The 23697-nt window shown below is 69.7% G+C and carries 25 protein-coding genes; 13 read left to right on the plus strand and 12 right to left on the minus strand.

The window, feature by feature from the left end:
• Nucleotides 1-285: 285 nt before the first annotated feature.
• From M6G08_RS07655 to M6G08_RS07665, 3 genes are all read left to right on the plus strand, one after another.
• On the plus strand, nt 286-1398 hold the full coding sequence (locus tag M6G08_RS07655) for a LacI family DNA-binding transcriptional regulator (RefSeq protein ID WP_073726019.1): 1113 nt from the start codon (nt 286-288) through the stop codon (nt 1396-1398).
• Between the two features lie 212 nt (nt 1399-1610).
• Nucleotides 1611-2717 carry a metallophosphoesterase family protein gene (locus tag M6G08_RS07660; protein ID WP_272586419.1) on the plus strand — a complete coding sequence of 369 codons (1107 nt, stop codon included), beginning with the start codon at nt 1611-1613 and terminating at the stop codon, nt 2715-2717.
• Between the two features lie 182 nt (nt 2718-2899).
• The gene (locus tag M6G08_RS07665; protein WP_272586420.1) at nt 2900-3766 is read left to right on the plus strand and encodes a hypothetical protein; all 867 of its coding nucleotides are present in this window, start codon (nt 2900-2902) and stop codon (nt 3764-3766) included.
• A 61-nt stretch (nt 3767-3827) separates the two neighbouring features.
• On the opposite strand, the gene thiC is transcribed toward M6G08_RS07665, so the two are convergent.
• Nucleotides 3828-5639 (minus strand): phosphomethylpyrimidine synthase ThiC, encoded by a 1812-nt coding sequence (thiC, locus tag M6G08_RS07670; RefSeq protein ID WP_272586421.1) that lies wholly within the window; start codon nt 5637-5639, stop codon nt 3828-3830.
• Between the two features lie 253 nt (nt 5640-5892).
• On the opposite strand from thiC, the gene M6G08_RS07675 reads away from it, so the two are divergent.
• Complete coding sequence (locus tag M6G08_RS07675) at nt 5893-7434, plus strand: YibE/F family protein (protein ID WP_272586422.1); 1542 nt, start codon at nt 5893-5895, stop codon at nt 7432-7434.
• Nucleotides 7435-7495: 61 nt separating this feature from the next.
• On the opposite strand, the gene M6G08_RS07680 is transcribed toward M6G08_RS07675, so the two are convergent.
• From M6G08_RS07680 to M6G08_RS07695, 4 genes are all read right to left on the minus strand, one after another.
• Nucleotides 7496-7933, minus strand: a complete 438-nt coding sequence (locus M6G08_RS07680) for an SsgA family sporulation/cell division regulator (RefSeq protein WP_073726029.1) — start codon at nt 7931-7933, stop codon at nt 7496-7498.
• Nucleotides 7934-8031: 98 nt separating this feature from the next.
• The gene (locus M6G08_RS07685) at nt 8032-8766 is read right to left on the minus strand and encodes an IclR family transcriptional regulator (RefSeq protein WP_336299027.1); all 735 of its coding nucleotides are present in this window, start codon (nt 8764-8766) and stop codon (nt 8032-8034) included.
• A gap of 306 nt (nt 8767-9072) precedes the next feature.
• Complete coding sequence (locus M6G08_RS07690; protein WP_007388908.1) at nt 9073-9285, minus strand: DUF5326 family protein; 213 nt, start codon at nt 9283-9285, stop codon at nt 9073-9075.
• A gap of 174 nt (nt 9286-9459) precedes the next feature.
• Nucleotides 9460-9777: a cupin domain-containing protein gene (locus M6G08_RS07695; protein WP_043382483.1), complete on the minus strand. Its 318-nt coding sequence runs from the start codon at nt 9775-9777 to the stop codon at nt 9460-9462.
• A gap of 59 nt (nt 9778-9836) precedes the next feature.
• On the opposite strand from M6G08_RS07695, the gene M6G08_RS07700 reads away from it, so the two are divergent.
• The 6 genes from M6G08_RS07700 (at nt 9837) to M6G08_RS07725 (ending at nt 14527) form a co-directional block, all read left to right on the plus strand.
• Nucleotides 9837-10214, plus strand: coding sequence for a phage holin family protein (locus M6G08_RS07700; protein ID WP_272586424.1), 378 nt, complete (start codon nt 9837-9839; stop codon nt 10212-10214).
• Between the two features lie 4 nt (nt 10215-10218).
• Nucleotides 10219-10713, plus strand: a complete 495-nt coding sequence (locus M6G08_RS07705) for a low molecular weight protein-tyrosine-phosphatase (RefSeq protein WP_272586425.1) — start codon at nt 10219-10221, stop codon at nt 10711-10713.
• Nucleotides 10710-11876, plus strand: coding sequence for a cystathionine gamma-lyase (locus M6G08_RS07710; protein ID WP_272586426.1), 1167 nt, complete (start codon nt 10710-10712; stop codon nt 11874-11876). The genes M6G08_RS07705 and M6G08_RS07710 overlap by 4 nt, the downstream gene beginning before the upstream one ends.
• A gap of 240 nt (nt 11877-12116) precedes the next feature.
• A complete protein-coding gene (locus tag M6G08_RS07715) occupies nt 12117-13022 on the plus strand; it encodes a LysR family transcriptional regulator (RefSeq protein ID WP_272586427.1) in 906 nt (301 codons plus the stop codon).
• A 67-nt stretch (nt 13023-13089) separates the two neighbouring features.
• A complete protein-coding gene (locus M6G08_RS07720; RefSeq protein WP_272586428.1) occupies nt 13090-13572 on the plus strand; it encodes an NUDIX domain-containing protein in 483 nt (160 codons plus the stop codon).
• An 88-nt stretch (nt 13573-13660) separates the two neighbouring features.
• Nucleotides 13661-14527 carry a GNAT family N-acetyltransferase gene (locus tag M6G08_RS07725; protein ID WP_272586429.1) on the plus strand — a complete coding sequence of 289 codons (867 nt, stop codon included), beginning with the start codon at nt 13661-13663 and terminating at the stop codon, nt 14525-14527.
• Between the two features lie 68 nt (nt 14528-14595).
• Here M6G08_RS07725 and M6G08_RS07730 read toward each other — a convergent pair whose 3' ends face one another.
• A complete protein-coding gene (locus tag M6G08_RS07730; protein ID WP_272586430.1) occupies nt 14596-15015 on the minus strand; it encodes a GlcG/HbpS family heme-binding protein in 420 nt (139 codons plus the stop codon).
• Between the two features lie 112 nt (nt 15016-15127).
• Nucleotides 15128-16339: an MFS transporter gene (locus M6G08_RS07735; protein WP_272586431.1), complete on the minus strand. Its 1212-nt coding sequence runs from the start codon at nt 16337-16339 to the stop codon at nt 15128-15130.
• A gap of 138 nt (nt 16340-16477) precedes the next feature.
• Between M6G08_RS07735 and M6G08_RS07740 the strand changes: the two genes are divergently transcribed.
• Both M6G08_RS07740 and M6G08_RS07745 read left to right on the plus strand, forming a co-directional pair.
• Nucleotides 16478-16942: a MarR family winged helix-turn-helix transcriptional regulator gene (locus tag M6G08_RS07740; RefSeq protein ID WP_073726051.1), complete on the plus strand. Its 465-nt coding sequence runs from the start codon at nt 16478-16480 to the stop codon at nt 16940-16942.
• Nucleotides 16943-16965: 23 nt separating this feature from the next.
• Nucleotides 16966-17418 (plus strand): GNAT family N-acetyltransferase, encoded by a 453-nt coding sequence (locus tag M6G08_RS07745; protein WP_272586432.1) that lies wholly within the window; start codon nt 16966-16968, stop codon nt 17416-17418.
• Between the two features lie 55 nt (nt 17419-17473).
• Here M6G08_RS07745 and M6G08_RS07750 read toward each other — a convergent pair whose 3' ends face one another.
• Complete coding sequence (locus M6G08_RS07750; protein WP_272586433.1) at nt 17474-18859, minus strand: serine hydrolase domain-containing protein; 1386 nt, start codon at nt 18857-18859, stop codon at nt 17474-17476.
• Between the two features lie 59 nt (nt 18860-18918).
• Nucleotides 18919-20403: a replicative DNA helicase gene (gene dnaB / locus M6G08_RS07755; RefSeq protein ID WP_272586434.1), complete on the minus strand. Its 1485-nt coding sequence runs from the start codon at nt 20401-20403 to the stop codon at nt 18919-18921.
• Between the two features lie 459 nt (nt 20404-20862).
• On the opposite strand from dnaB, the gene M6G08_RS07760 reads away from it, so the two are divergent.
• Nucleotides 20863-22200 carry an MATE family efflux transporter gene (locus M6G08_RS07760; protein WP_272586435.1) on the plus strand — a complete coding sequence of 446 codons (1338 nt, stop codon included), beginning with the start codon at nt 20863-20865 and terminating at the stop codon, nt 22198-22200.
• Nucleotides 22201-22331: 131 nt separating this feature from the next.
• On the opposite strand, the gene rplI is transcribed toward M6G08_RS07760, so the two are convergent.
• The 3 genes from rplI to M6G08_RS07775 are packed head-to-tail and all read right to left on the minus strand — an operon-like array spanning nt 22332 to nt 23666.
• Nucleotides 22332-22778 carry a 50S ribosomal protein L9 gene (gene rplI / locus M6G08_RS07765; protein ID WP_003975023.1) on the minus strand — a complete coding sequence of 149 codons (447 nt, stop codon included), beginning with the start codon at nt 22776-22778 and terminating at the stop codon, nt 22332-22334.
• Nucleotides 22779-22796: 18 nt separating this feature from the next.
• Complete coding sequence (gene rpsR, locus M6G08_RS07770) at nt 22797-23033, minus strand: 30S ribosomal protein S18 (RefSeq protein ID WP_003949403.1); 237 nt, start codon at nt 23031-23033, stop codon at nt 22797-22799.
• A gap of 42 nt (nt 23034-23075) precedes the next feature.
• A complete protein-coding gene (locus tag M6G08_RS07775; protein WP_272586440.1) occupies nt 23076-23666 on the minus strand; it encodes a single-stranded DNA-binding protein in 591 nt (196 codons plus the stop codon).
• Between the last annotated feature and the right edge of the window lie 31 nt (nt 23667-23697).

Genomic DNA, 23697 nt, shown 5'->3' on the forward strand with positions numbered 1-23697 from the left:
AGGACACTAAGGCGCACGATTCGGGGGGCGCGCCACACATATATCTACGCGCCGGTGGCTCGCGCCGTGGCGCGCATCCCTCGTGCAGGTGAGTTGAGACCTCTTCGCAACATCGGACGCGCACCAGGTCCTCAGCCGTCGGCAGGTCAGGTACTGGGGCAGACGACTGCATCAGGCTTGGTTTCCATGGCAGTTGACCATCAATGATCTTGCAGAAACGTGACTGTCAACGCGTGCATATGCGTCCGCCCTACCCCACCCCATGAGCCCTACTATCGGCTCGCCATGACAGCAGCAGGGAAGCACCAGGTGAGCCGCGCGGAAACCTCACGCCGAGGCAGCCGGCCGGGCCGGGCAGGCATCAGGGACGTGGCCGCCGCCGCCGGAGTGTCCATCACAACCGTCTCCGACGCCCTCAACGGCAAGGGCCGACTCCCGGATGCCACCCGGCGCCATGTGCGCGAGGTCGCGGACCGACTGGGCTACCGGCCCTCGGCCGCCGCCCGCACGCTGCGCACCGGCAAGTCCGGACTCATCGGCCTGACCGTGACGACGTACGGGGATGAACCTTTCACCTTCACCGAGTTCGCGTACTTCGCCGAGATGGCACGCGCCGCCACGTCCGCCGCGCTCGCCCGGGGCTACGCACTCGTCATCCTCCCGGCGACCTCCCGTCACGACGTGTGGTCCAACGTCGCACTCGACGGCACGGTCGTCATCGATCCCTCCGACCACGACCCGGTCGTCAGCGAGCTCGTGCGCCAGGGTTTACCGGTCGTCTCCGACGGCCGTCCGGCCGGCACGCTCCCCGTCACCGCCTGGGTCGACAACGACCACGAGGCCGCCGTACTCGGCATCCTCGACCACCTCGCCGACGCCGGCGCCCGCCGGATCGGCCTGCTCACCGGCACCACGACCGACACCTACACACATCTGTCGACCACCGCCTACCTGCGCTGGTGCGAGCGTGTCGGCCAGGACCCCGTCTACGAGTCCTACCCGGCACACGATCCGTGCGCCGGGGCCGTCGCCGCCGACCGGCTGCTGGCCCGCCCCGACCGGCCCGACGCCGTCTACGGCCTGTTCGACCCGAACGGCACCGACCTGCTCGCCGCCGCGCGCCGCTACGGACTGCGCGTCCCGGAGGACCTGCTGCTGGTCTGCTGCAGCGAGTCCACCGTGTACGCCAGCACCGAGCCGCCCATCACGACGCTGTCCCTGAAGCCCCGCCGTATCGGTACGGCGGTGATCCAGGTCCTGATCGACGCCATCGAAGGGCTCGCCCAGGACCAGCCGGTCGAGCAGGTTATACCGACCGAGCTGATCGTGCGTACGTCTTCGCAACGCCGCCCGCCCCGGACAACGGTCAGCCCGCCGCGGTCGCCCGAGCGCGAGTAGGGCCGCCGCCCGGCGCGTCCGGAGCACGGTCGCGCCCCCGTCGCGGACGGGCGAAGCCGGGCCCAATCGGGGCGAAAGCCGCGGTGAACCGGAGTCCTGTTCTGATTCACCACCCCTGGGTCATCACACAGCGCGATCCGCATTCCTATGATGGGCCCACACACCGCGGGCCGCTGCGACCAGGCAGTCCGAAGCGGTGCAGATGCGGCGCGATGGTGGAGGGGTCGATGACTCAGGGGGCCGGTCAGGGACCCGAGGTGCAGCGGACGGCGACGGTGCGCGACTTCCGGGTGCCCGCGTACGTCCACGAGGCCGCTCCGTACGCCGCCCCCGGACCTCAGGCGAGCGAGGCCGCTCCGCCGTCCGAGGAGGGGCACGAGGAGGGCCTCCCGGATGGGTACACGCCCACCCAGCGGGACCTGCCCGTCATCCGTCGGGGTGACACGGTCCAGGTGGCCGTCGACCCGGAGCCGGCCCAGGTGGCACAGCCCGCCACGGGACAGGGCCCGCTGTTCGTCGTCGGCGACGTGCACGGCTACCTCGACGAGCTGGTGGCGGCCCTGCGGGAGAAGGGCCTCATCGACGAGGGCGGCCAGTGGTGCGCCGGCACCACGCGGCTGTGGTTCCTCGGCGACTTCACGGACCGCGGCCCCGACGGCATCGGCGTCATCGACCTCGTGATGCGGCTGTCCGCCGAGGCCGCCGCGGCCGGTGGCTACTGCAAAGCCCTGATGGGCAACCACGAGCTGCTGCTGCTGGGCGCCAAGCGGTTCGGCGACACGCCCGTCAACTCCGGCGCGGGCACCGCCACCTTCCAGGCGGCCTGGCTGCTGAACGGCGGCCAGAAGACCGACATGGACCGCCTGCAGGACCACCACCTGCAGTGGATGGCCCGACTCGACGCCATGGAAGAGGTCGACGGTCATCTCCTGGTCCACTCGGACGCCACCACCTACCTCGACTACGGCCGTTCCATCGAGGAGGTCAACGACACCGTCCGCGAGGCTCTCACGCGCAACGACGCGGAAGAGGTGTGGGACCTGTTCCGCAAGCTCACCAAGCGCTTCTCGTTCCGCGACGAGGGCGGCGCCGACGCCGTGCGTTCCCTGCTGGACACGTACGGCGGCACCCGGATCGTTCACGGCCACAGCCCCATCCCCTATCTGCTGGGCGAGGTCGGTTCCGAGGACGGCGAGGACGACACCCGTACCGCGGTCGAAGGACCTCATGTCTACGCGGACGGGCTGGCCATCGCGATGGACGGCGGCGTCACCATGGCCGGGAAGCTGCTGGTCCAGCAACTGCCGCTGGAATCCTGAGCATTCGCCGGACGGGCTTTTCGGCGGCGGCTTGCTCACAGGTCGGCACCCAATTTCTGGAAACCCCCTGTCACCCTCCACCGTCACCGCTCTACCATCGGCTTATCCGTAGCAGGCTCCCCTCCGTTTCTGCCCGACGGCTCGTTGGCATGCGAGCCCCAAGCCCTACGGAGCATCGGGGGATGCACATGAACAGCGTTCCGCAGCACCTGCCGAACGAGGACCGCCAGGAGTACGAGCGGATCCTCGACGAGGCGCTGCGCTCCGCACCACACCGCCCAGAGCTGGCCGCCGTAGGACAGCGGCTCAACTCCGAACAACTGCGCACCATGGCACTCAACGCCACCGCCCTGATCACCGCGGCGGCCACCACCGAGTACCAGCACTACGTCAAGGTCCGTGAGGAACTGCGCCACCCGTCGCCGTCCACCAAGGCACCTGGCGCGCGCGGCTCCGGCTCCGAGGAGCAGGGCACGGGCGGGGCGGGGCTCGCCGCCACCATGGGCGAGGTCGCCGAGGCGACCGGCGCGGGGGCCGTGGCCGTCGTCGCCGTACTGGCGCCCGTCCTGGCCGGCACCGCCGCGGCGATCTTCCTGCTCGTCGGTTACCTCCTGAAGGTCCTCGCCCCGGGGCAGGCCTTCGCGCAGACCATGCTCACCACCGGGTGGGTTTTCGGCGCCGTGACCGCGGTCGCGATCCTCGTCGCCGGGGTTGGCCTGCTGCTCACCGCGCTGCGCAACCGCCCCTTCGCCGAGTCCGGCTTCTACGGCGAACTCGACGAGGAGGTGGCCCGGGCCAGGGACGCCTGGCACGAAGCCCTGCTGGAGCGGGGCATCCTGCCGTTTCTGCGCGAGGCACTCGCCGATCCGGGCACCGCGGCCCTGCACACAGGGCCGGGGGCGCCGACGAGCCGCATGCCGCACCTCGGCTACGGCCGTCCGGGCTTCACGAGCCCCGGTGAGGGCACCGCCACCGGCCCGCGCCCGAGCTATTCGAGCCCGGACTACAGCAGCCCGGACTTCGGCGGTCCGGAACACCGGCCCGAGTAGTCCCCGTCCGGGCGCCGTACCCCCCGGCCTTCGGGGGTACGGGGCACCGGGCCGGGTGAGGTCAGTCGGCGATCGGCAGGTAGACCCTGTTCCCGCTCGCCGCGAACTCCCTCGACTTCTGGAGCATCCCCTCGGCGACCTCCTCGGGGGACGCTCCCTCGGCGGCCGCACCGCCGAATCGCTCCGTGATGCTCTGGCTGATCTTCATGGAGCAGAACTTCGGCCCGCACATCGAGCAGAAGTGAGCCGTCTTGGCGGGCTCGGCCGGCAGTGTCTCGTCGTGGAACTCCCGTGCCGTGTCCGGGTCGAGGGCCAGGTTGAACTGGTCCTCCCAGCGGAACTCGAAACGGGCGTCCGACAGCGCGTCGTCCCACTCCTGGGCACCTGGATGCCCCTTGGCGAGGTCGGCGGCATGGGCGGCGATCTTGTAGGTGATGACGCCGGTCTTGACGTCGTCACGGTTGGGCAGGCCCAGGTGCTCCTTGGGTGTGACGTAGCAGAGCATGGCCGTACCCCACCAGGCGATCATCGCGGCACCGATGCCGGAGGTGATGTGGTCGTAGGCGGGCGCGACGTCGGTCGTCAGCGGGCCGAGCGTATAGAACGGAGCTTCATCGCAGATCTCCTGCTGAAGGTCGATGTTCTCCTTGATCTTGTGCATCGGGACATGTCCCGGGCCCTCGATCATGGTCTGTACGTTGTAACGCTTGGCGATCGTGTTGAGTTCCCCGAGCGTGCGCAACTCCGCGAACTGCGCCTGGTCGTTGGCGTCCGCGATGGAGCCCGGCCGCAGGCCGTCACCGAGCGAGTAGGTGACGTCATAGGCGGCGAGGATCTCGCAGAGCTCCTCGAAGTTCTCGTACAGGAAGGACTCCTTGTGGTGCGCCAGGCACCACGCCGCCATGATCGACCCGCCGCGCGAGACGATGCCGGTCTTGCGGTTCGCGGTCAGCGGTACGTACGCCAGGCGCACCCCGGCGTGGACCGTCATGTAGTCCACGCCCTGCTCGGCCTGTTCGATGACCGTGTCCTTGTAGATCTCCCAGGTCAGCTCCTCAGCACGGCCGTCGACCTTCTCCAGGGCCTGGTAGAGCGGCACGGTCCCGATGGGGACGGGAGAGTTGCGCAGCACCCATTCGCGCGTGGTGTGGATGTTGCGGCCGGTGGACAGGTCCATGACCGTGTCGGCGCCCCACCGGGTCGCCCAGGTCATCTTCTCGACCTCCTCCTCGATGGAGGACGTCACCGCCGAGTTGCCGATGTTGGCGTTGACCTTCACCAGGAACCGCTTGCCGATGATCATCGGCTCGATCTCCGGGTGGTTGACGTTGGCGGGCAGCACGGCCCGGCCTGCCGCGATCTCCTCGCGGACCACCTCCGGCGCGACGTTCTCCCGGATGGCCACGTACTCCATCTCGGGTGTGATCTCTCCCCGGCGTGCGTACGCGAGTTGCGTGACCGCGTTGCCGTCCCGGCCGCGGCGCGGCTGGCGCGGACGGCCGGGGAAGACGGCGTCGAGGTTGCGCAGGCCGCCACGCGGCGAGGTGTGCTTGATCCCGTCGTCCTCGGGACGGACGGGACGGCCCGCGTACTCCTCGGTATCACCGCGGGCGATGATCCAGTTTTCCCGCAGCGGCGGCAGCCCCCGGCGGACATCGGTGTCGACGAGCGGATCGGTGTACGGGCCCGAGGTGTCGTAGAGCGTGACTGACTGCCCGTTGGTGAGGTGCACCTGACGGACCGGCACCCGCAGGTCGGGGCGCGAGCCCTCGACGTACGCCTTGTGCCAGCCGATGGACTTCCCGGCCCCCACGGTCTCCTCCTGGGCGGAGTTCTGAGCGGAGGCAGGCGTGCTTGCGTCCTTGATGGTCATGAGACCTACTCCCTACGCCGGCATTACCCGGTAACAGGTTCGGCGGTCGACGCAGCGGTTTCCGTCCTCGGACGCTTCGTGGGAAACGTCACTCGTCTTCGGTGACGTTTCCCGTGAAACATCGCTGGGACGGAGGTCAGCGCCCTCTCAGCCCGGTGCTCCGAGCTCCCGCGTGTACAAAGGTGCCTCCACGCTAGCGTCAATTCGGGCGCGGTGAACAGAGGGCCCCCCTCGTTCTTGCGATGATCGGTCGGTGACCACACCGCAGCATCCCCCCTTCCCGCCGCACGAACCCCGCCGCGGACCGGGCACCGAGCACGGCGCCGGCCGCGGAGCCGATCCGGCCTCACCCGGACCTCACGGCGCGGGCGGAGACCGACATGACGAGGGGGGCGGGCACGGCTCGGGCGGTGGGCAAGGCCCCGGCGGGCCCGGTGCCGGTGGAGGCCATGGCTCGGGCGGCGGGGGCGGCGGGCACGGCCACTCGCACGCGCACAGTCATGGTCCGGCGGCGCCCGTCTCCCGGCACCTGCGGAAGGTCATCGCCGCGGTCCTCATCCCGTTCGCCGCGGCCGTGCTGATCGGGCTCGCGGTGCTGTGGCCGGGCGGCGCCCCGCCGCACGAACGCACCGGGGTCGGCTTCGACCGGCAGACGCAGCAGGCCACCGTGACCAAGGTGGTCGAGCTAAGCTGCCAGTCCGTGAACGCCTCGGGCGTACCCCCGACCGGCGACACCTCCACCGCCGAGGGTTCCTCCGCGATGCAGCGGGCGAACGGCGACTGCAAACGGGCCACGATCCGCGTCGACAGCGGAGACGACAAGGGCCGCACCTTCACCGAGATCGTGCAACCGGACCAGTCACGGCAGTTGCACGAGGGCCAGAAGGTCGTGGTCGCCTACGAGCCCTCCGCGCCCGAGGACCTTCAGTACTCGGTGACCGACATCAACCGCCGGGTCCCGATGGCGCTGCTCGCCGGCATCTTCGCCCTCGCGGTCGTGGTCGTCGGACGGCTGCGGGGTCTCATGGCCCTGGTCTCGCTGGCCGTCAGCTTCCTGCTGCTGAACTTCTTCATGCTGCCCGCGATCCTGCAGGGCTCGAACCCGCTGCTCGTGGCGGTGATCGGCTCCAGCGCCATCATGCTGATCGCGCTGTACCTGTGCCACGGCCTGTCGGCCCGCACGTCCGTGGCGGTACTGGGCACGCTCATCTCCCTGGTCCTGATCGGCGTGCTCGGGTCGCTGTTCATCGGCTGGGCCGCGCTCACCGGCAACACGGACGACAACACGGGCCTCATCCATGGCCTGTATCCGACGATCGACATGAGCGGTCTGCTGCTCGCCGGAGTCATCATCGGTTCGCTCGGTGTCCTCGACGACGTGACGGTCACCCAGACGTCGGCGGTCTGGGAACTGCACGAGGCCAACCCAGCGCTGGGCCGCCGCGGACTGTACCGCGCCGGAATCCGTATCGGTCGCGACCACATCGCCTCGGTCGTCAACACCCTGGTCCTCGCCTACGCGGGCGCCGCCCTTCCGCTGCTGCTGCTCTTCTCCATCGCGCAGAGCGGGGTGGGGACGGTCGCCAACAGCGAGTTGGTCGCGGAGGAGATCGTGCGCACGCTGATCGGCTCGATCGGCCTGGTGGCGTCCGTTCCGGTCACCACGGCCCTCGCGGCCCTCGTCGTGTCGGCCGACCGGCCCGCCGACCGCCCCACGGCCCGGACCGCCGGAGCGGCACCGGGGTCGGGTTCGGCGCCCGTACGTGGCGGGCGGGGCCGGCGCCGCAAGCGCTGAGCCATGGCGAGGCCGCCGGTGAAGCGTTACGGCACGTGGAAGGGGCTCCTGCTGTAACGGTTCAGCCCGCGCTCTGTTCCTCCGCCAGGATGCGGTCCAGGGCCTCGTCGAGGTGGGCGTCGAAGTCGGCGAGCGCGCCCTCCTGCCCCAGCGGCACCAGCTTGTCGGTCCGGTCCAGGAACGCCACCAGAGGAGCCGCCGACGAACGGAAGAGCGCCTGGTCGTTCCCGACCTGAAGGCGGATCAGCACCTCGGCCAGCGGCTCCGGGTCGACGGGAGCGATGCGCACATCGCCGTCACCGCACGGCCGGCCCACCCCGTCCACCAGCAGCTCCCGGCCGAAGGCCCAGGTCACCGGCGCGTCCCCGGGCAGGTGGAAAGTCAGTCGCACGGCATAGGGATCACAGGTCTCGTAGCGCAGTTCCACCGGGATGCGGAACGAGAGCTCCTCGGACACGAGAAAGCTCATCATGACCTCTGCCTGTACCGACTCGCCCATCGCACACCCGTCATTCGCCGTCGACTGTCCGGGAATCAAACCTCTAACACTGGTGGCATCTTGCTCAACGTACACACCAGATCACAAGGAGTGAGTTTTCAGATACTGATAGAGATCGCCAGCGACCCCAGAAGCCGCCCCACCTCGTCCTGCAACCGCTGGGCCGCGGGCAGCAGCCGGTCGGCCTGCTGGAGGGGCAGGGAAATGGCCATGGTGGCGGCCGTGGTGCCGACGGTGATCGGGATCGCCGCGCACACCGTCCCCAGTGCGTACTCCTGGCGTTCGACCACCGGGGCCATCCGCCGCATGCGTTCCAGCCGCTTCAGCAGGGCATTGCCATCACGCACCGTGTACGGCGTGACGGGCCGCACGGGGTAGCGGTCCAGGTGGTCACGGCGGGCGCCCTCGTCCAACTGCGAGAGCAGGCACTGGCCGATGGCGTGCGCGTGCCCGGTCTCGCGGAAGTCCGCCCACTCCTCCACGGCCGGATTCCCCGGGGTGTCGGAGACGCACATGACTTCGATCTCGCCGTCGCGGTACATGGCGTAGTACACAGGGACGCCGATCGCGTCGCGCCAGCGCGCCAATGCGTCGATCACCGTGGTGCGACGTTTCTGCTGGGCGCCTCTGCCGCTCAGCCGCTCGGCAGCCTCACCGAGGAAGAACAACCCCTTGTCCCGGCGCAGATAGCCCTCGTGCACCAGGGTGCGCAGCAGGTGGTACGCCGTGGGCAGCGCCAGCCCGGTCTCCCGGGCCAGCTGCTTGGCCGGAGCTCCGTACGTGTGTCCGGCGACGCACTCCAGGAGGCGCATCGCCCGCTGAACGGATCCGATGAGCGTCGCGGAGGGCGGATCCGCGGAGGACGCGGGAGGCGTTCGAGGCGTCGAATGTGGCTGCACGGGCAATGCGTGCAGCGGAACCAATGCGGTGTCGGCCGTGGCCAAGGGTCACTCCCGGAACGCGAGGGGGCAGCCCCGTGCGGGGAACACGGGTGGGGTGTACGCCGCTCGCGGGGTCACCCCCGCGTCGAGTTCCGGACTCTAATCGCCGGTCACCGCTCACCGACGATTCGTCCGGGAAACTTCCCTCGCGCGAGGGAACCGGTGATTCCTGTTACCGCCTCCGGTGTCTCACAGACCTCACCAGTCGCTGCGCGACGATGAACTCGACATGAACTTGCGCACCACGTAGATCAGTCCGCCGACGAGCGCGACGAAGACCAGCAGCTTGAACAGCAGTCCGATCACGAAGCCGACCACGCTGGCGATCAGCCCACCGAACACGACCAGGGCGATGACCGGCACCGCGATCCACTTCACCCACCACGGCAGCCCCGTGAAGATCTCTCGCATCGCCCTCGTCCTTACCTCTCCGCCCGTTCGAGTGCCGGATCCTTCGGCGGCCCGGCAACCGATGGGAACTCCGAATGTCCTGTACTCGATGCTAGGGCCGCGCGAGCCCCGGCAGGGGCTCCGCATCCCTTGTCTCACCCTGACCGATCCCCTAGGGAACCCCGAAGCGCGGACTCAGCTCTCGGGCGGAGAGAAGACCACCAGAACCCGCAGGTCCTCGCTGATGTGGTGGAACTTGTGCGCGACCCCGGCCGGCACGTAGACCACGCTGCCGCGCGCGACCTGGGTGGTCTCCATGCCCACGGTGATCGCGGCCCGGCCGCTGACCACGAAGTACACCTCGTCCTGCGCGTGCGGCTGCTGCGGATCGGAGGTTCCCGCGTCGAGGGCGTACAGACCGACCGACATGTTCCGCTCGCGCAGGAACTGCAGGTAGGCACCGTCGTTGGCGGCGCGCTCCGCCTCCAGTTCGTCCAGCCGGAATGCCTTCATCGCCTCGTCCGCCCCTGCCTCACCGTTCGTTTCCGATCGCGTCTGCCACGATCAGACACATGAAGAATTTCCTAGTCAAGACGATCGCCAACGCGGCCGCCCTCGCGGTCGCCGTGTGGCTGCTCGACAAGATCACGCTGGCCGGGGGCAGCACCGGCGAGAAGGCCCTCACACTGATCGTCGTCGCCCTGATGTTCGGCCTGGTCAACATGCTGGTCAAGCCGATCGTGCAGGTGCTGACCTTCCCGCTGTTCATCCTGACTCTCGGTCTGTTCACGCTGGTGGTCAACGCGCTGATGCTGTTGCTCACGTCGTGGCTGGCCGACAAGCTCGACCTGAGCTTCCACGTCGACGGGTTCTGGACCGCCTTCCTGGGCGGACTGATCATCTCAGTCGTCTCCTGGGCCCTCAACGCGTTCCTGCCCGACAAGGACTGATCCCATGGCCTACCGCGTCTGCTTCGTGTGCACGGGCAACATCTGCCGCTCCCCGATGGCCGAGGCCGTCTTCCACGCACGCGTGGCGGACGCAGGACTGGGCGGCCTGGTCGTGGCCGACAGCGCCGGCACCGGCGGCTGGCACGAGGGCGAGGGCGCCGACCCCCGCACGGTCGACGTCCTCGTGGAGAACGGCTACTCCCTCGACCACACGGCACGGCAGTTCCAGCCGTCCTGGTTCGGACATCTCGACCTCGTCATCGCTCTGGACGCCGGCCACCTGCGGGCGCTGCGCCGCCTCGCTGCCACGGAACAGGACGCGGACAAGGTACGGCTGCTGCGCTCCTACGACCCCGCCGCCGACCACGGTGACCTCGACGTACCCGATCCCTACTACGGGGGCGTGGACGGCTTCCAGGCATGTCTTGAGATGGTGGAGGCGGCGAGCGGCGGACTGCTCGCCGCGGTACACGAGCAGGTGAGAGGACGGGTGGCATGAGCGATTCCGTTGCCGGCGACAGGCACGGTACTGGAGCGGAGTGGCCCCTTCCCGGCGCCGGCGACGGCACGCGTGCCGTTCGGGCCGGGCTGCCGGAGCCAGTCAAGCACGAGCCGACGCTGCCCGGTCCCGTCTTCGCCGCCCACTTCCACCTGCCGGGGGAGCCGACCGGTCCGTACACCTACGGACGCGACGAGAACCCCACCTGGACCCACCTCGAGCGCGCCATCGGCGAACTGGAGGCACCAGGGCAGGACGACGTCGAGACACTCGTGTTCGCCTCGGGCATGGCCGCGATCTCCTCGGTGCTCTTCTCGCAGCTGCGCGCCGGGGACGCGGTCGTCCTGCCCGGCGACGGCTACCAGGCGCTGCCGCTGGCCCGCGCCCAGCTGGAGGCGTACGGCATCGAGGTGCGCACCGCGCCGACCGGCGGGGACGCCCAGCTGGACGTCCTGGACGGGGCGAGGCTGCTGTGGATCGAGACGCCCTCCAACCCGGGGCTGGACGTCTGCGACATCCAACGGCTCGCGGAGGCGGCCCACGCACGCGGCACCCTGGTAGCCGTCGACAACACGCTCGCCACGCCACTCGGTCAGCGCCCGCTGGACCTCGGCGCCGACTTCTCGGTGGCCAGCGGCACCAAGCAGCTCACCGGGCACGGCGACGTCCTCCTGGGCTATGTGGCAGGCCGCGACCGCGAACTGATGGCCGCCGTACGGCGTTGGCGCAAGATCGTCGGCGCGATCCCCGGGCCCATGGAGGCCTGGCTCGCGCACCGCTCGATCGCCACCCTCCAGCTGCGCGTGGACCGGCAGAACGCCACCGCGCTCAAGGTGGCCGAGGCGCTCGGTGCGCGGCCTGAGGTCACCGGCCTGCGCTACCCGGGGCTGCCCGACGACCCCTCGCACAAGATCGCCTCGCAGCAGATGCGGCGCTACGGGTGCGTGGTCTCCTTCACGCTGCCCACGCGCGCGCGTGCCGATCGTTTCCTCGACGCGCTGCGGCTCGTGGAAGGCGCCACCAGCTTCGGTGGCGTACGGTCCACGGCCGAGCGGCGCGGACGCTGGGGCGGCGACGCGGTACCGGAGGGCTTCATCCGTCTCTCGGTCGGCGCCGAGGACCCCGAGGACCTGGTGGCGGACCTGCTGCGCGCGCTCGACTAGTCGGCGGGCTGACCGGCGCCGCCCGGCTCCTCGACAGGCCGACCGGACACGCCGAGCGGTCCGAGCCTCCCCCCTCGTGGCTCGGACCGCCCTTCGGTTCTCGCGCGCGAAGAACCGCGCGACTCAGGCTAGTTGACTCTGTGTCAGTGTCCAATCACAGTAGCGACAGCGACCTATCGACATATTTATAGTTGAGCGCGGCCGGAGGGCCGGTCGAGAACAGAAGAGGGGGCGGCTTCCGTGGATCTGGCCTTGCTGCGCACGTTCGTGACCGTGCACCGGGCCGGTTCCTTCACGCGCGCGGCAGCCCTGCTCGGCCTCTCCCAGCCGGCCGTCACCTCTCAGATCCGCACACTGGAGAGGCAGCTCGGGCGCCCTCTGTTCCTGCGGCAGGCCCGCGGCGTGACCCCGACAACCATTGGCGACGAACTCGCCCACAAAGCCGCGCCCCACCTCGACGCCCTGATGGAGATAGCCGAGACCGGGCCCGACGACGACTCCGCCCTGCGGACCCTGCATCTTGCCGGTCCCCCGGAGTTCACCGCCGAGCGGGCGCTGCCCGCGCTCACGGAGCTCACCGGCGAGGACGGACAGGGCTTCGCCCTGCGCGCCTCGTTCGGCAACGCCGAGGAGGCCCTGGAGGGGCTGGCCGCCGGGCATCACGATCTGGCCATCGGTACGGCCCGGCCGCGCGGGGCGCTGCTCACGGCGACGCCGCTCTGCGATGAGGAGCACGTCCTGGTAGCCGCTCCCCACTGGGCTGAGCGGGCCGTTCCCGGGCAGCCCCGCCGCACCGCCGCACCCGATCTGGAGCACATCCCCGTCGTTGAGGTGCACGAGTCGCTGCCCTTCGTCGCCCGCTACTGGGCATCCGTCTTCGACGCCCGCCCGGCGGCCCCGGCCACGGTCGTCGCTCCCGACCTGCGTGCGGTGCTCGCCTGTACGGTCGCCGGCGCCGGGCTCGCCGTACTGCCCCGCTACCTGTGCGCCGAAGCGCTGGAGCGCGGTGAGGCAGTCGCCCTGCACGACCCAGCGGTGCCACCTCTGCGGACGTATTTCCTGGTGGTGCGTACCGGCACACTCGCGATGCCGCACGTCGCCCGGGCCCATGAGTGGCTGCTGCGCGCGGCCGCCGACTGGAGCTGAGCCGTCGGTCCGGGCCGGTTGACGCCCTCGATGTTTCACGTGGAACCAGCCGGGCCACATTTCCTCCATGACCGTCCGACCCGTGGTCAAGCGCACCGCCCGCGCCGTTCTACTGGACGACGGCGCCCTGATTCTGATCAAGCGCACCAAGCCCGGCGTCGATCCCTACTGGGTCACTCCCGGAGGCGGTGTCGAGCCCGGCGACACCACCGTCGTGGACGCCCTGCACCGCGAGGTGCACGAGGAACTGGGCGCCAAGATCACCGACGTGGTCCCGTGTTTCGTGGACACGGTGGAACACATCGGCGAGGACGGTGGGGCGACCGGTGTGAAGGTGCAGCACTTCTTCGTCTGTCGGCTGGAGTCCATGGACCCGTCCCTGCGGCACGGCCCCGAGGTCGACGAGCCCGCCGGGGAGTACGAGATCGTCCGGGTGCCCTTCACCAGGGTCGGGATCGCCTCCGTGCATCTCGTACCGCTCTCGCTCCGGCACTATCTCGACGGCAACATCGAGGGCGTGCGCGCCATGCTCGCCCCCGACCTCGGCTGACCCCGGAGGCGTCCGGGATGGCCAAAAGCTCGTGTGTTCCACGGAAAGTGGTGGACGCCGACGGCTGCCGTCGGACAGCCTGACCTGCGTGTCGACACCTTCCCTCGCCTCGCTGCCGATCCGCCGCCTGACGTTCCGCGATCTCACCGCCTGCGCCGACCTGTCCGAGGACCGGGGGTGGCCCCGTGAGGAACACAAGTGGTCCTTCCTCCTCACGGCCGGGAACGCGTACGGCATCGACGATCCCGGCGGCGGCCTCGTCAGTGCCTGCGCCGTCACCGAGTACGGGCCGCACGGACGCCCCTGTCTCGCCGCCATCGGCATGGTGCTGGTCGCGGAGCGGCACGCCCGCCAGGGCGTCGGGCGCCGGCTGATGCGCCACGTCGTCAACGCCCTGGGCACCACCCCGCTGACGCTCCACGCCACTCCCTACGGGCGGCCCCTCTACGAGGAGCTCGGTTTCAAGACCACCGGCCGGGCGGAGATGGTGCGCGGGCATTTCGTGCCCGCCGGGAGCGAGCCCGCGGTCCCCACGCGCGCGGCCACGGCCGAGGATCTCGCCGCGATCCTCCGGCTCGACGAGGAGGTGTTCGGCGCCGACCGCACGCACATCCTCACGCGGTTGCCCGCCTTCGCCGATCAGCTCCGGGTCGCCGAGGACGGCGGACGACTCATCGGATACGCCGCCGCCTGGCCCAACATGGACACCCACGTCGTGGGCCCGCTGATCGCCCGTGACACCGAGACGGCCAAGGCGCTGCTGGCCTCCCTCGCCGCCCGCACCGACCGCCCGCTGCGCACGGACATCGACGTACGGCACGAAGAGCTGCTGGCCTGGGTGAAGGAGCACGGTCTCTCCTCCCTCACCACCAACGCGGTCATGACGTACGGCATCACGGAGTTGCCCGGAGACTGGCAGCGGCGGTTCGCTCCCCTGACGGTTGCGGCGGGCTGACCCCGTTCGCACGGCGAGGCCGGCCCCGGTGAGGTTCCGGGGACCGGCCTCGTGGCCCACGGCTGCCGTCAGGCAAGTTTCGTCACGGCGGCCGTGGCGAAGGCGTGGTCCTGCTCGGGGGCTCCGCCGCCGACGCCGAGCGCGCCGATCAGCCGGCCGTCGCGGTGCACGGGAACGCCGCCCGCGATGAACAGCAGCGGCCGGTCGAGCGCGGTCGGCAGGGTGTGGAAGAGGCCCCCGGGCTGAACGGCGTCGACGAGGTCGGCGGTGGGTGCGTCCAGCTGGAGCGCCGTGTAGGCCTTGCGGGTGCTGGTCTCCCCGGAGATCAGCACGGCCCGGTCGTCGCGCCGGAAGGCCAGGAGGTGGCCGCCCGCGTCGAGGACGGTGACGCTGACGGCGATCCCGGCGGCCTCCGCGGCGCGTTGGGCGGCGGTGACGAGGGCTTCGGCATCCTGGATGGTCAGCGGGGCGACGGCGGTGGTGGTCATTGCGGTTCTCCTTGGGGGTGCTGAGTGGTACGTGCCTCGGGTGCTGCCGAGGCGAGGGGGGCGCATGGGTGCGGGGACGGTCCGCGCCCCGCGATCCGGCGGCCGCGATCGTTCAGCGGTGTACGGCGGGGGCCCGCTGTTCGACGGGGACGGACCCCGCGACGACGGCGCCGGCGGCGGGCTCGCGCCGCTCGAGGGCGGCCGAGAGGAGGGCGAGGAGCAGGGCGGCCGCGGCGAGCGCGGCACCGACCCAGTTGGGGGCGGTGTAGCCGAAGCCTGCGGCGATGACGACGCCGCCGAGCCAGGCGGAGAGCGCGTTGCCGAGGTTGAAGGCGCCGATATTCACCGCCGACGCCAGCGTCGGCGCGCCGTGCGCATGGTCCAGGACGCGCTTCTGCAGCGGCGGGACGGTGGCGAAGCCGAGGGCTCCGATCAGGAAGACGGTCACGGCGGACGCGGTCTTGTCGTGCGCGGTGAGCGTGAAGAGGGCGAGGACGACGGCCAGCGCGCCCAGGGAGATGTACAGCAGGGGCATCAGGGCGCGGTCGGCGAACTTGCCGCCCACGAGGTTGCCTCCGACCATGCCGAGGCCGAAGAGGACCAGCAGCCAGGTGACCGAGCCGTCGGCGAAACCCGCGACGTGGGTCATCATCGGCGCGATGTAGGTGATGGCTGCGAAGACGCCCCCGAAGCCGAGCACGGTCATGGCCATCGCGAGCAGGACCTGGACGTTGCCGAACGCGGCCAGTTCGTGGCGCAGGCGCACGCCTTCCGCCCTGGGCATGTCCGGGACCAGCTTGGCGACACCGGCCAGGCCGACGACGCCGAGAGCGGCGACGACCGCGAAGGTGACGCGCCAGCCGGCGGTCTGGCCGATCAGGGTGCCCAGTGGCACGCCCACGACGTTGGCGACGGTCAGCCCGGTGAACATCATCGCGATCGCGCCGGCCTTCTTGTGCGGGGCGACCAAATCGGCCGCGACGACCGAGCCGATGCCGAAGAAGGCTCCGTGGGCGAGGGAAGCGACGACCCGACCGGCCAGCATGACGGAGAAGGCGGGGGCGAGGGCGGAGAGCAGGTTGCCGACGATGAACAGGCCCATCAGCAGCATCAGCATCCGCTTGCGCGGAACCTTGGTGCCGAGCACGGTCATCAGCGGGGCACCGAACATCACGCCGAGCGCATACCCGGTCACCAGGAAACCGGCGGTGGGGATGGAGACCCCGTAGTCGTTCGCGACCTCGGGCAGCAAGCCCATGATCACGAACTCAGTGGTTCCGATACCGAAGGCCCCGATCGCGAGGGCCAGAAGCGCGAGAGGCATGGAGGGGTTACCTTCCCAGGAATTGCAGGAGCGCTTTACAGGCGCCAACAATAATTGCAGACGCGGGTTATTTGCAAGCGCTGGCAATCGCGATACTGGTCTACCCTGGTCCCAGCCGCTCCGGGACGGAGGAAACACATGACAGCGACGGACCCCGCGCTCACCGCCCTCTCCCAGGGCTGGTGCGCCCTCTCCCTGCTGCACGGGAGGATCGAGGCCCACATCGAGCGCGCGCTGCAGGCCGGACACGACCTGAGTGTCCGTGAGTACTCGCTGCTCGAGGTGCTCAGCCGACAGCACGACGGCGACGGCGGGCACCTGCAGATGAAGCAGGTCGCGGACGCCGTGGTCCTCAGCCAGAGCGCTACCACGCGCCTGGTCACCCGGCTCGAGGACCGGGGGCTGCTCGAGCGCTACCTGTGCCCCACCGACCGTCGCGGCATCTACACCAATGTCACCGCGGCCGGCCTGAAGCTGTTGGACGAGGCACGGCCCACCAATGACGCCGCCCTGCGCGAGGCTCTCGACGAGGCCGCCGGGAACCCCGACCTGGCTCCGCTGGTCCGCGTCGTCGAGACGCTCAAAACACCAGTGCCCGCCTGACCTTCCCTGCGTAGGGTGCGGCCATGGCAGATCTTGAGATACGACCCACCACCGAGGCCGACCTTCCTGCGATCGTCGGGATGCTCGCCGACGACCCCCTGGGCGCCCGACGCGAGTCGCCCGACGACCTGAGCCCGTACCTGGCCGCGTTCCAACGGCTCAGCGCCGACCCGAACCAGCACGTGATCGTCGCCGTCCGCGACGGCCGGGTGGTCGGCACGCTGCAGCTGACGATCGTGCCCGGCCTGTCCCGACGCGGCGCCACCCGGTCGGTCATCGAAGGTGTTCGGGTCCACGCCGACGAGCGCGGCGGCGGCCTGGGCACACAGCTCATCGAGTGGGCCGTCGACGAATCCCGTCGACAGGGGTGCCAGCTGGTACAGCTCACTTCCGACAAGACCCGCACCGATGCGCACCGCTTCTACGAGCGTCTCGGTTTCTCGGCCTCGCACACGGGTTTCAAGCTCCAGCTCTGACACGGTGGCTCTGTTTCACGTGAAACAGAGCCACCCGGCGAGGCGCGCGAGTTGCCTAGCCGATCCCGCGCCATCCCTCCTGATCCACCCCTCCCGGCACAGGCGCCCCCTCGTCATACGGCTGACGCGTGAACACGAACGACCCGAGGTCCAGGTGACTCACGGTCCCGTCCGGCCGTCGTATGGCTCGCAGCGACTCCCCGGCGTAGTAGCCCTCCAGTCCGGTCCACGTGCCGTCACCGTTCGCCCGGAAGCGCGAGCGCCGGCCGACGCCCGACAACGGCTCCAGCGAGACCCCCTGGTCGGACGTCAGCCGCAGGGCGAAGGCGTGCGTGCCCCAGTACCACTGGCCGGCCAGCTCCAGGACGGATGCGTCGACGTCCGAAAGCGGCTGCCACGGTTCAGGGATCCTGGGCTCCGCCTCGGCGACCACACGCACGAGGTCGGCGCCGACTCCGGCGAGCAGCGGCCCGGACGTGCAGTTGGCCAGTACCACCGCGGCCACGTCGTCCTCCACGCTGATCGTGAGGTTGGCCAGGAAACCGGGGAGCGACCCGGAGTGCCCGACGAGCAGCCGCCCGTCCCGGTGCTGGATCTGAAGCCCCAGACCGTACGCCGCCCCGTCCGCGACATCGGCGGCCTCCATCGGCGCCGCCGGCCCGCGCATCTCCCGCACGGACTCGTGACTCAGCACCCTGTCGTCCCCCTTCACCAGGAAGACGGCGAACCGGGCCAGGTCACCGGTGGTGGACCAGAGCTGACCGGCCGGGGCCATCCGCCCGAGATCCTCAGCGGGCTCCGCCAGCATCACGTCGGCCCATGGATGCACGGCCCAGCCGCCGGCGTGCGGTGCCCGGGGATGCCGGGACGTCCGGTCCAGGCCCAGCGGCTCCAGTACCTCCTGCCGCAACACCTCTTCCCACGAAGCACCGCGCAGCTTCTCCACCAGGGCGCCGAGCACCGTGTATCCGGGGTTGGAGTAGTGGTGCCGACGGCCCACCGGATGGAGGAGTGGCTGCCTGCCCAGCACATCGGCGAGCTCGGGGCGCAGCGAGCCCGGCGTCCGTTCCCACCACGGCGCGGGCGACTCGGCGGCCAGACCGCCGGAGTGGGCCAGCAACTCGGCGATCGTGGCCTCTCCCGCCCCCGTGCCCGGCAGATGCTTCTCCAGCGGATCGCCGAGATCGAGCGCGCCCTCGTCACGCAGCCGAAGCACCAGCACAGCGGTGAACGTCTTGGTGATCGAGCCGATCCGGTACTGCACGTTCTCGTCCGGTCCGTGACCGTCCACCGAGGTCCGCGCACCGTGCCACACGGGCCGGCCGTCCCGGACGACCGCGGCGACGAGCGACGGCGCACGCCCCTCCGTCTGGGCCACGGCGATCCGGTGCAACAGCGCCCGGCGGGTTGCGGGAAGGAGCTCTTCCTGAGGTGTCGTCATGCCCTCAGTTCACCGGTCGGGGCCTCACACGTCGAACCGATTTCCGCGTGCCGTGGGGATCAGGTCTGCGCCATGTCCACGAAACGCGAGTAGTGGCCCTGGAAGGCAACCGTGATCGTGGCCGTCGGACCGTTACGGTGCTTGGCCACGATCAGGTCGGCCTCGCCTGCGCGCGGCGACTCCTTCTCGTAGGCGTCCTCGCGGTGCAGCAGGATGACCATGTCGGCATCCTGCTCGATGGACCCGGACTCACGCAGGTCGGAGACCATCGGCTTCTTGTCGGTGCGCTGCTCGGGGCCACGGTTCAACTGGGAGAGCGCGATGACCGGGATCTCCAGTTCCTTGGCCAGGAGCTTCAGGTTGCGGGACATGTCCGAGACTTCCTGCTGACGGCTCTCGGCACGCTTGGATCCGCCGGACTGCATCAGTTGGAGGTAGTCGATGACGACCAGCTTGAGGTCGTTGCGCTGTTTGAGCCGGCGGCACTTGGCACGGATCTCCATCATCGACAGGTTCGGGGAGTCGTCGATGTAGAGAGGGGCCGCCGAGACGTCCGGCATCCGGCGGGCCAGCCGGGTCCAGTCGTCGTCCGTCATGGTGCCGGAGCGCATGTGGTGGAGCGCGACGCGAGCCTCGGCGGACAGCAGGCGCATCGCGATCTCGTTGCGCCCCATTTCGAGCGAGAAGATGACGCTCGGAAGGTTGTTCTTGATCGACGCGGCCCGCGCGAAGTCCAGCGCCAGTGTGGACTTGCCCATCGCGGGACGTGCGGCGATGACGATCATCTGGCCCGGGTGCAGACCGTTGGTCAGGGAGTCGAAGTCCGTGAAGCCGGTCGGCACACCGGTCATCTCGCCGCTGCGCGAGCCGATCGCCTCGATCTCGTCGAGCGCGCCCTCCATGATGTCGCCGAGCGGCAGGTAGTCCTCGCTGGTGCGCTGCTCGGTGACGGCGTAGATCTCGGCCTGGGCGCGATTGACGATCTCGTCGACGTCGTCGTCGGCCGCGTATCCCATCTGGGTGATCCGCGTACCTGCCTCCACCAGGCGGCGCAGCACGGCCCGCTCGTGCACGATCTCCGCGTAGTAGGCGGCGTTCGCGGCCGTCGGCACGGTCTGGACGAGGGTGTGCAGGTAGGAGGCACCGCCGACCTTGTTGATCTCACCGCGCTTGGTGAGCTCGGCCGCGATGGTGATGGGGTCGGCCGGCTCGCCCTTGGCATAGACGTCGAGGATGGCCTGGTAGACCGTCTCGTGGGCCGGCTTGTAGAAGTCGTGGCCCTTGAGGATCTCCACGACGTCGGCGATGGCGTCCTTGGACAGGAGCATGCCACCGAGGACGGACTGCTCGGCGTCCAGATCTTGCGGGGGCAGCCGCTCGAACGAGGGCCCGCCGCCGTCCCAGGCACCGGCACCGCCGTCCGGACCGCGCTCGTGCTGCTCGTCGCGTCCGCGGCCGCTGTCACTCCGGCGGCGGGAAGCCGGCAGACGATCACTGGGACCGCTGTCGGCCCACGGGTCGTCCAAGGGCTCGGAAATACTCACCGAGCCACCTCCTCCCGTCCGCCGAGCGGACCCTCGCCGTGCCCTCATTTCTACGGCACGACACTGACAAATAAGACGCCCAACTCCGGTTCTGGCGCGTCGGTTTTATGAGGGTTCACAAGCCGGCGGACGGAGCGGGCGCCGGACAACCGTAGGCCTGTCGGCAGCGTCAGCCAATCTGGTTATCCACAGGCCATGTGGAAGACGGGCCAGATGCTGTGGAGAACTCCCCGAAACCTGTGCACGACCCGGTGGACAGGCCTGTGAACAAGCCCTCGCCCCTCCTGAGAAAACGCCGCTGATCTGCGCCTTTGCAGCCCGCGCCCTGTGCAGAAGAAAAACTTTCTCACTCAAGCCATGATCGTCTCGAACGCCGCCGGGACGTACGCCCGACGAGGCACGAGGTAAGGGTCACAAAAGCTTTGCATCTCTTACCTGTGGACGATTAGATTGGTGCTCATGACACAGGCTTCCGAGCGCTCCCGGACCGATCGGCGTCGGCACGACCGCGAGATCATCGCGCTGGCCGTTCCGGCCTTCGGCGCGCTCGTCGCCGAGCCCCTCTTCGTCATGGCCGACAGTGCGATCGTCGGCCACCTCGGCACCGCGCAACTCGCCGGGCTCGGCATCGCCTCCGCCTTGCTGACGACGGCCGTCAGCGTCTTCGTGTTCCTCGCCTACGCCACGACGGCGGCAGTCTCCCGCCGCGTCGGCGCGGGCGATCTGCAATCCGCGATCCGCCAGGGCATGGACGGCATCTGGCTGGCACTCCTGCTCGGCGCCGCGGTCATCGCCGTCGTCCTGCCCACCGCGCCCTCCCTCGTGGAACTCTTCGGCGCTTCCGACACCGCGGCCCCGTACGCCATCACCTACCTGCGGATCTCCGCTCTCGGCATCCCGGCAATGCTCGTCGTGCTGGCCGCGACCGGTGTCCTACGAGGGCTGCAGAACACCCGGACCCCGCTCTACGTGGCCGTGGGCGGCTTCCTCACCAACGCCGTCCTCAACGTCGTACTCGTCTACGGCGCCGGTCTGGGTATCGCCGGCTCCGCCTGGGGCACCGTCATCGCCCAGTGCGGAATGGCCGCGGTGTACCTCTGGGTGGTGATCCGTGGAGCACATCGGCACGGCGCCTCCCTGCGCCCGGACATCACCGGCATCAAGGCCTCCGCCCAGGCAGGAGTCCCGCTGCTGGTGCGCACCCTCTCGCTGCGGGCCATCCTCATGATCGCCACGGCCGTGGCGGCTCGCCTCGGCGACGCCGACATCGCGGCCCACCAGATCATCCTGTCGCTGTGGAGCCTGCTCGCCTTCGCCCTCGACGCGATCGCCATCGCGGGGCAAGCCATCATCGGACGCTATCTGGGAGCTGGTGACACCCAGGGTGCCCGCGATGCCTGTCGGAGGATGGTGGAGTGGGGTGTCGCGGTCGGAGTCGTCCTGGGTCTGCTCGTGGTGCTGTCCCGCCCGGCGTTCCTGCCCCTCTTCACCGGCGACTCCGCGGTCAAGGACGCCGCCTTGCCCGCCCTGGTGATCGTGGCTGCGTCGCAGCCGGTCTGCGGAGTGGTCTACGTACTGGACGGCGTCCTCATGGGAGCCGGAGACGGCCCCTACCTGGCCTGGGCCATGCTGCTCACCTTGGCGGTCTTCACTCCGGCAGCCCTGCTGGTCCCGGCGTTCGGCGGTGGCCTCACCGCGCTGTGGGCGGCCATGACGCTGATGATGACGATGCGCCTGGTGACCCTGTGGCTGCGCACGCGGTCGGGCCGCTGGATCGTCACCGGTGCGACGCGCTGAGCGTTCGACTCGAAGCGTCGTGTTTCACGTGAAACACGACGCTTCGAGTCGAACAGGTCCGACGGAAGATGGGGCCGCATCCCCCGACCGGGAGATGCGGCCCCATCTCATCGCTTCAGCCAGAGCAAGGCTCAGGCAGCGACGACCTCGATGCTGACCTTGGCGTCAACCTCGGGGTGCAGACGCACGGACGTCTCGTGAGCGCCCAGGGTCTTGATCGGCGAGCCCAGCTCGATGCGGCGCTTGTCGACCTCGGGACCACCGGCGGCCTTGATCGCCGAAGCGACGTCGGCCGGCGTGACGGAACCGAAGAGACGACCGGCGTCGCCGGAGCGGACGGCCAGACGGACCTTCACACCCTCGAGCTGGGCCTTCACCTGGTTGGCCTGCTCGATGGTCTGGATCTCGTGGATCTTGCGAGCACGACGGATCTGCTCGACGTCCTTCTCGCCACCCTTGGTCCAGCGGATCGCGAACTTCCGCGGGATCAGGTAGTTGCGAGCGTAACCGTCCTTGACGTCGACGACGTCGCCCGCGGCACCGAGGCCGGAGACCTCGTGGGTGAGGATGATCTTCATGAGTCGGTCACCCTTCCCTTATCGCGCGGTGGAGGTGTAGGGCAGCAGCGCCATCTCACGGCTGTTCTTTACGGCCGTGGCGACGTCACGCTGGTGCTGGGTGCAGTTGCCGGTCACGCGGCGGGCACGGATCTTGCCGCGGTCGGAAATGAACTTCCGCAGCATGTTCGTGTCCTTGTAGTCCACGTACGTGACCTTGTCCTTGCAGAACGCGCAGACCTTCTTCTTCGGCTTGCGCACAGGCGGCTTAGCCATGATGTTTCTCCTGTGTGATCAAGAAGTGTGGGTGGAGCCCGCCTAGAAGGGGGGCTCGTCCGAGTAGCCGCCACCGCCGCCGGAGCCGCCGCCCCAGCCGCCGCCGCCCTGGCCGCCACCCTGCTGGCCTCCGGCGGGAGCGCCGGTTGCCCAGGGGTCGTCGGCCGGAGCGCCGCCGCCCTGCTGGCCACCGCCGGGGCCGCCGCCCCAGCCGCCGCCACCCTGGCCGCCACCGCCGCCGTAACCGCCCTGGCCGCCGCGCCCCTGGCCCGAGGTCTTGGTGACCTTGGCCGTGGCGCTGCGCAGGCTGGCGCCGACCTCGTCGACGTCCAGCTCGTAGACCGTGCGCTTGACGCCCTCACGGTCCTCGTACGACCGCTGCTTCAGCCGGCCCTGCACGATCACGCGCATGCCTCGCTGGAGCGACTCGGCGACGTTCTCCGCCGCCTGACGCCAGACCGAGCAGGTCAGGAAGAGGCTTTCGCCGTCCTTCCACTCGTTCGTCTGGCGGTCGAAGGTGCGGGGGGTCGACGCGACACGGAACTTCGCGACGGCCGCACCGGACGGGGTGAAGCGCAGCTCGGGGTCGTCGACAAGATTGCCGACGACCGTGATGACGGTCTCGCCTGCCATGGGGGAACCTCTCGGCGGGTTTGCTCTGGCT

This window comes from Streptomyces sp. M92, from assembly GCF_028473745.1.
Taxonomy (GTDB): Bacteria; Actinomycetota; Actinomycetes; order Streptomycetales; family Streptomycetaceae; genus Streptomyces.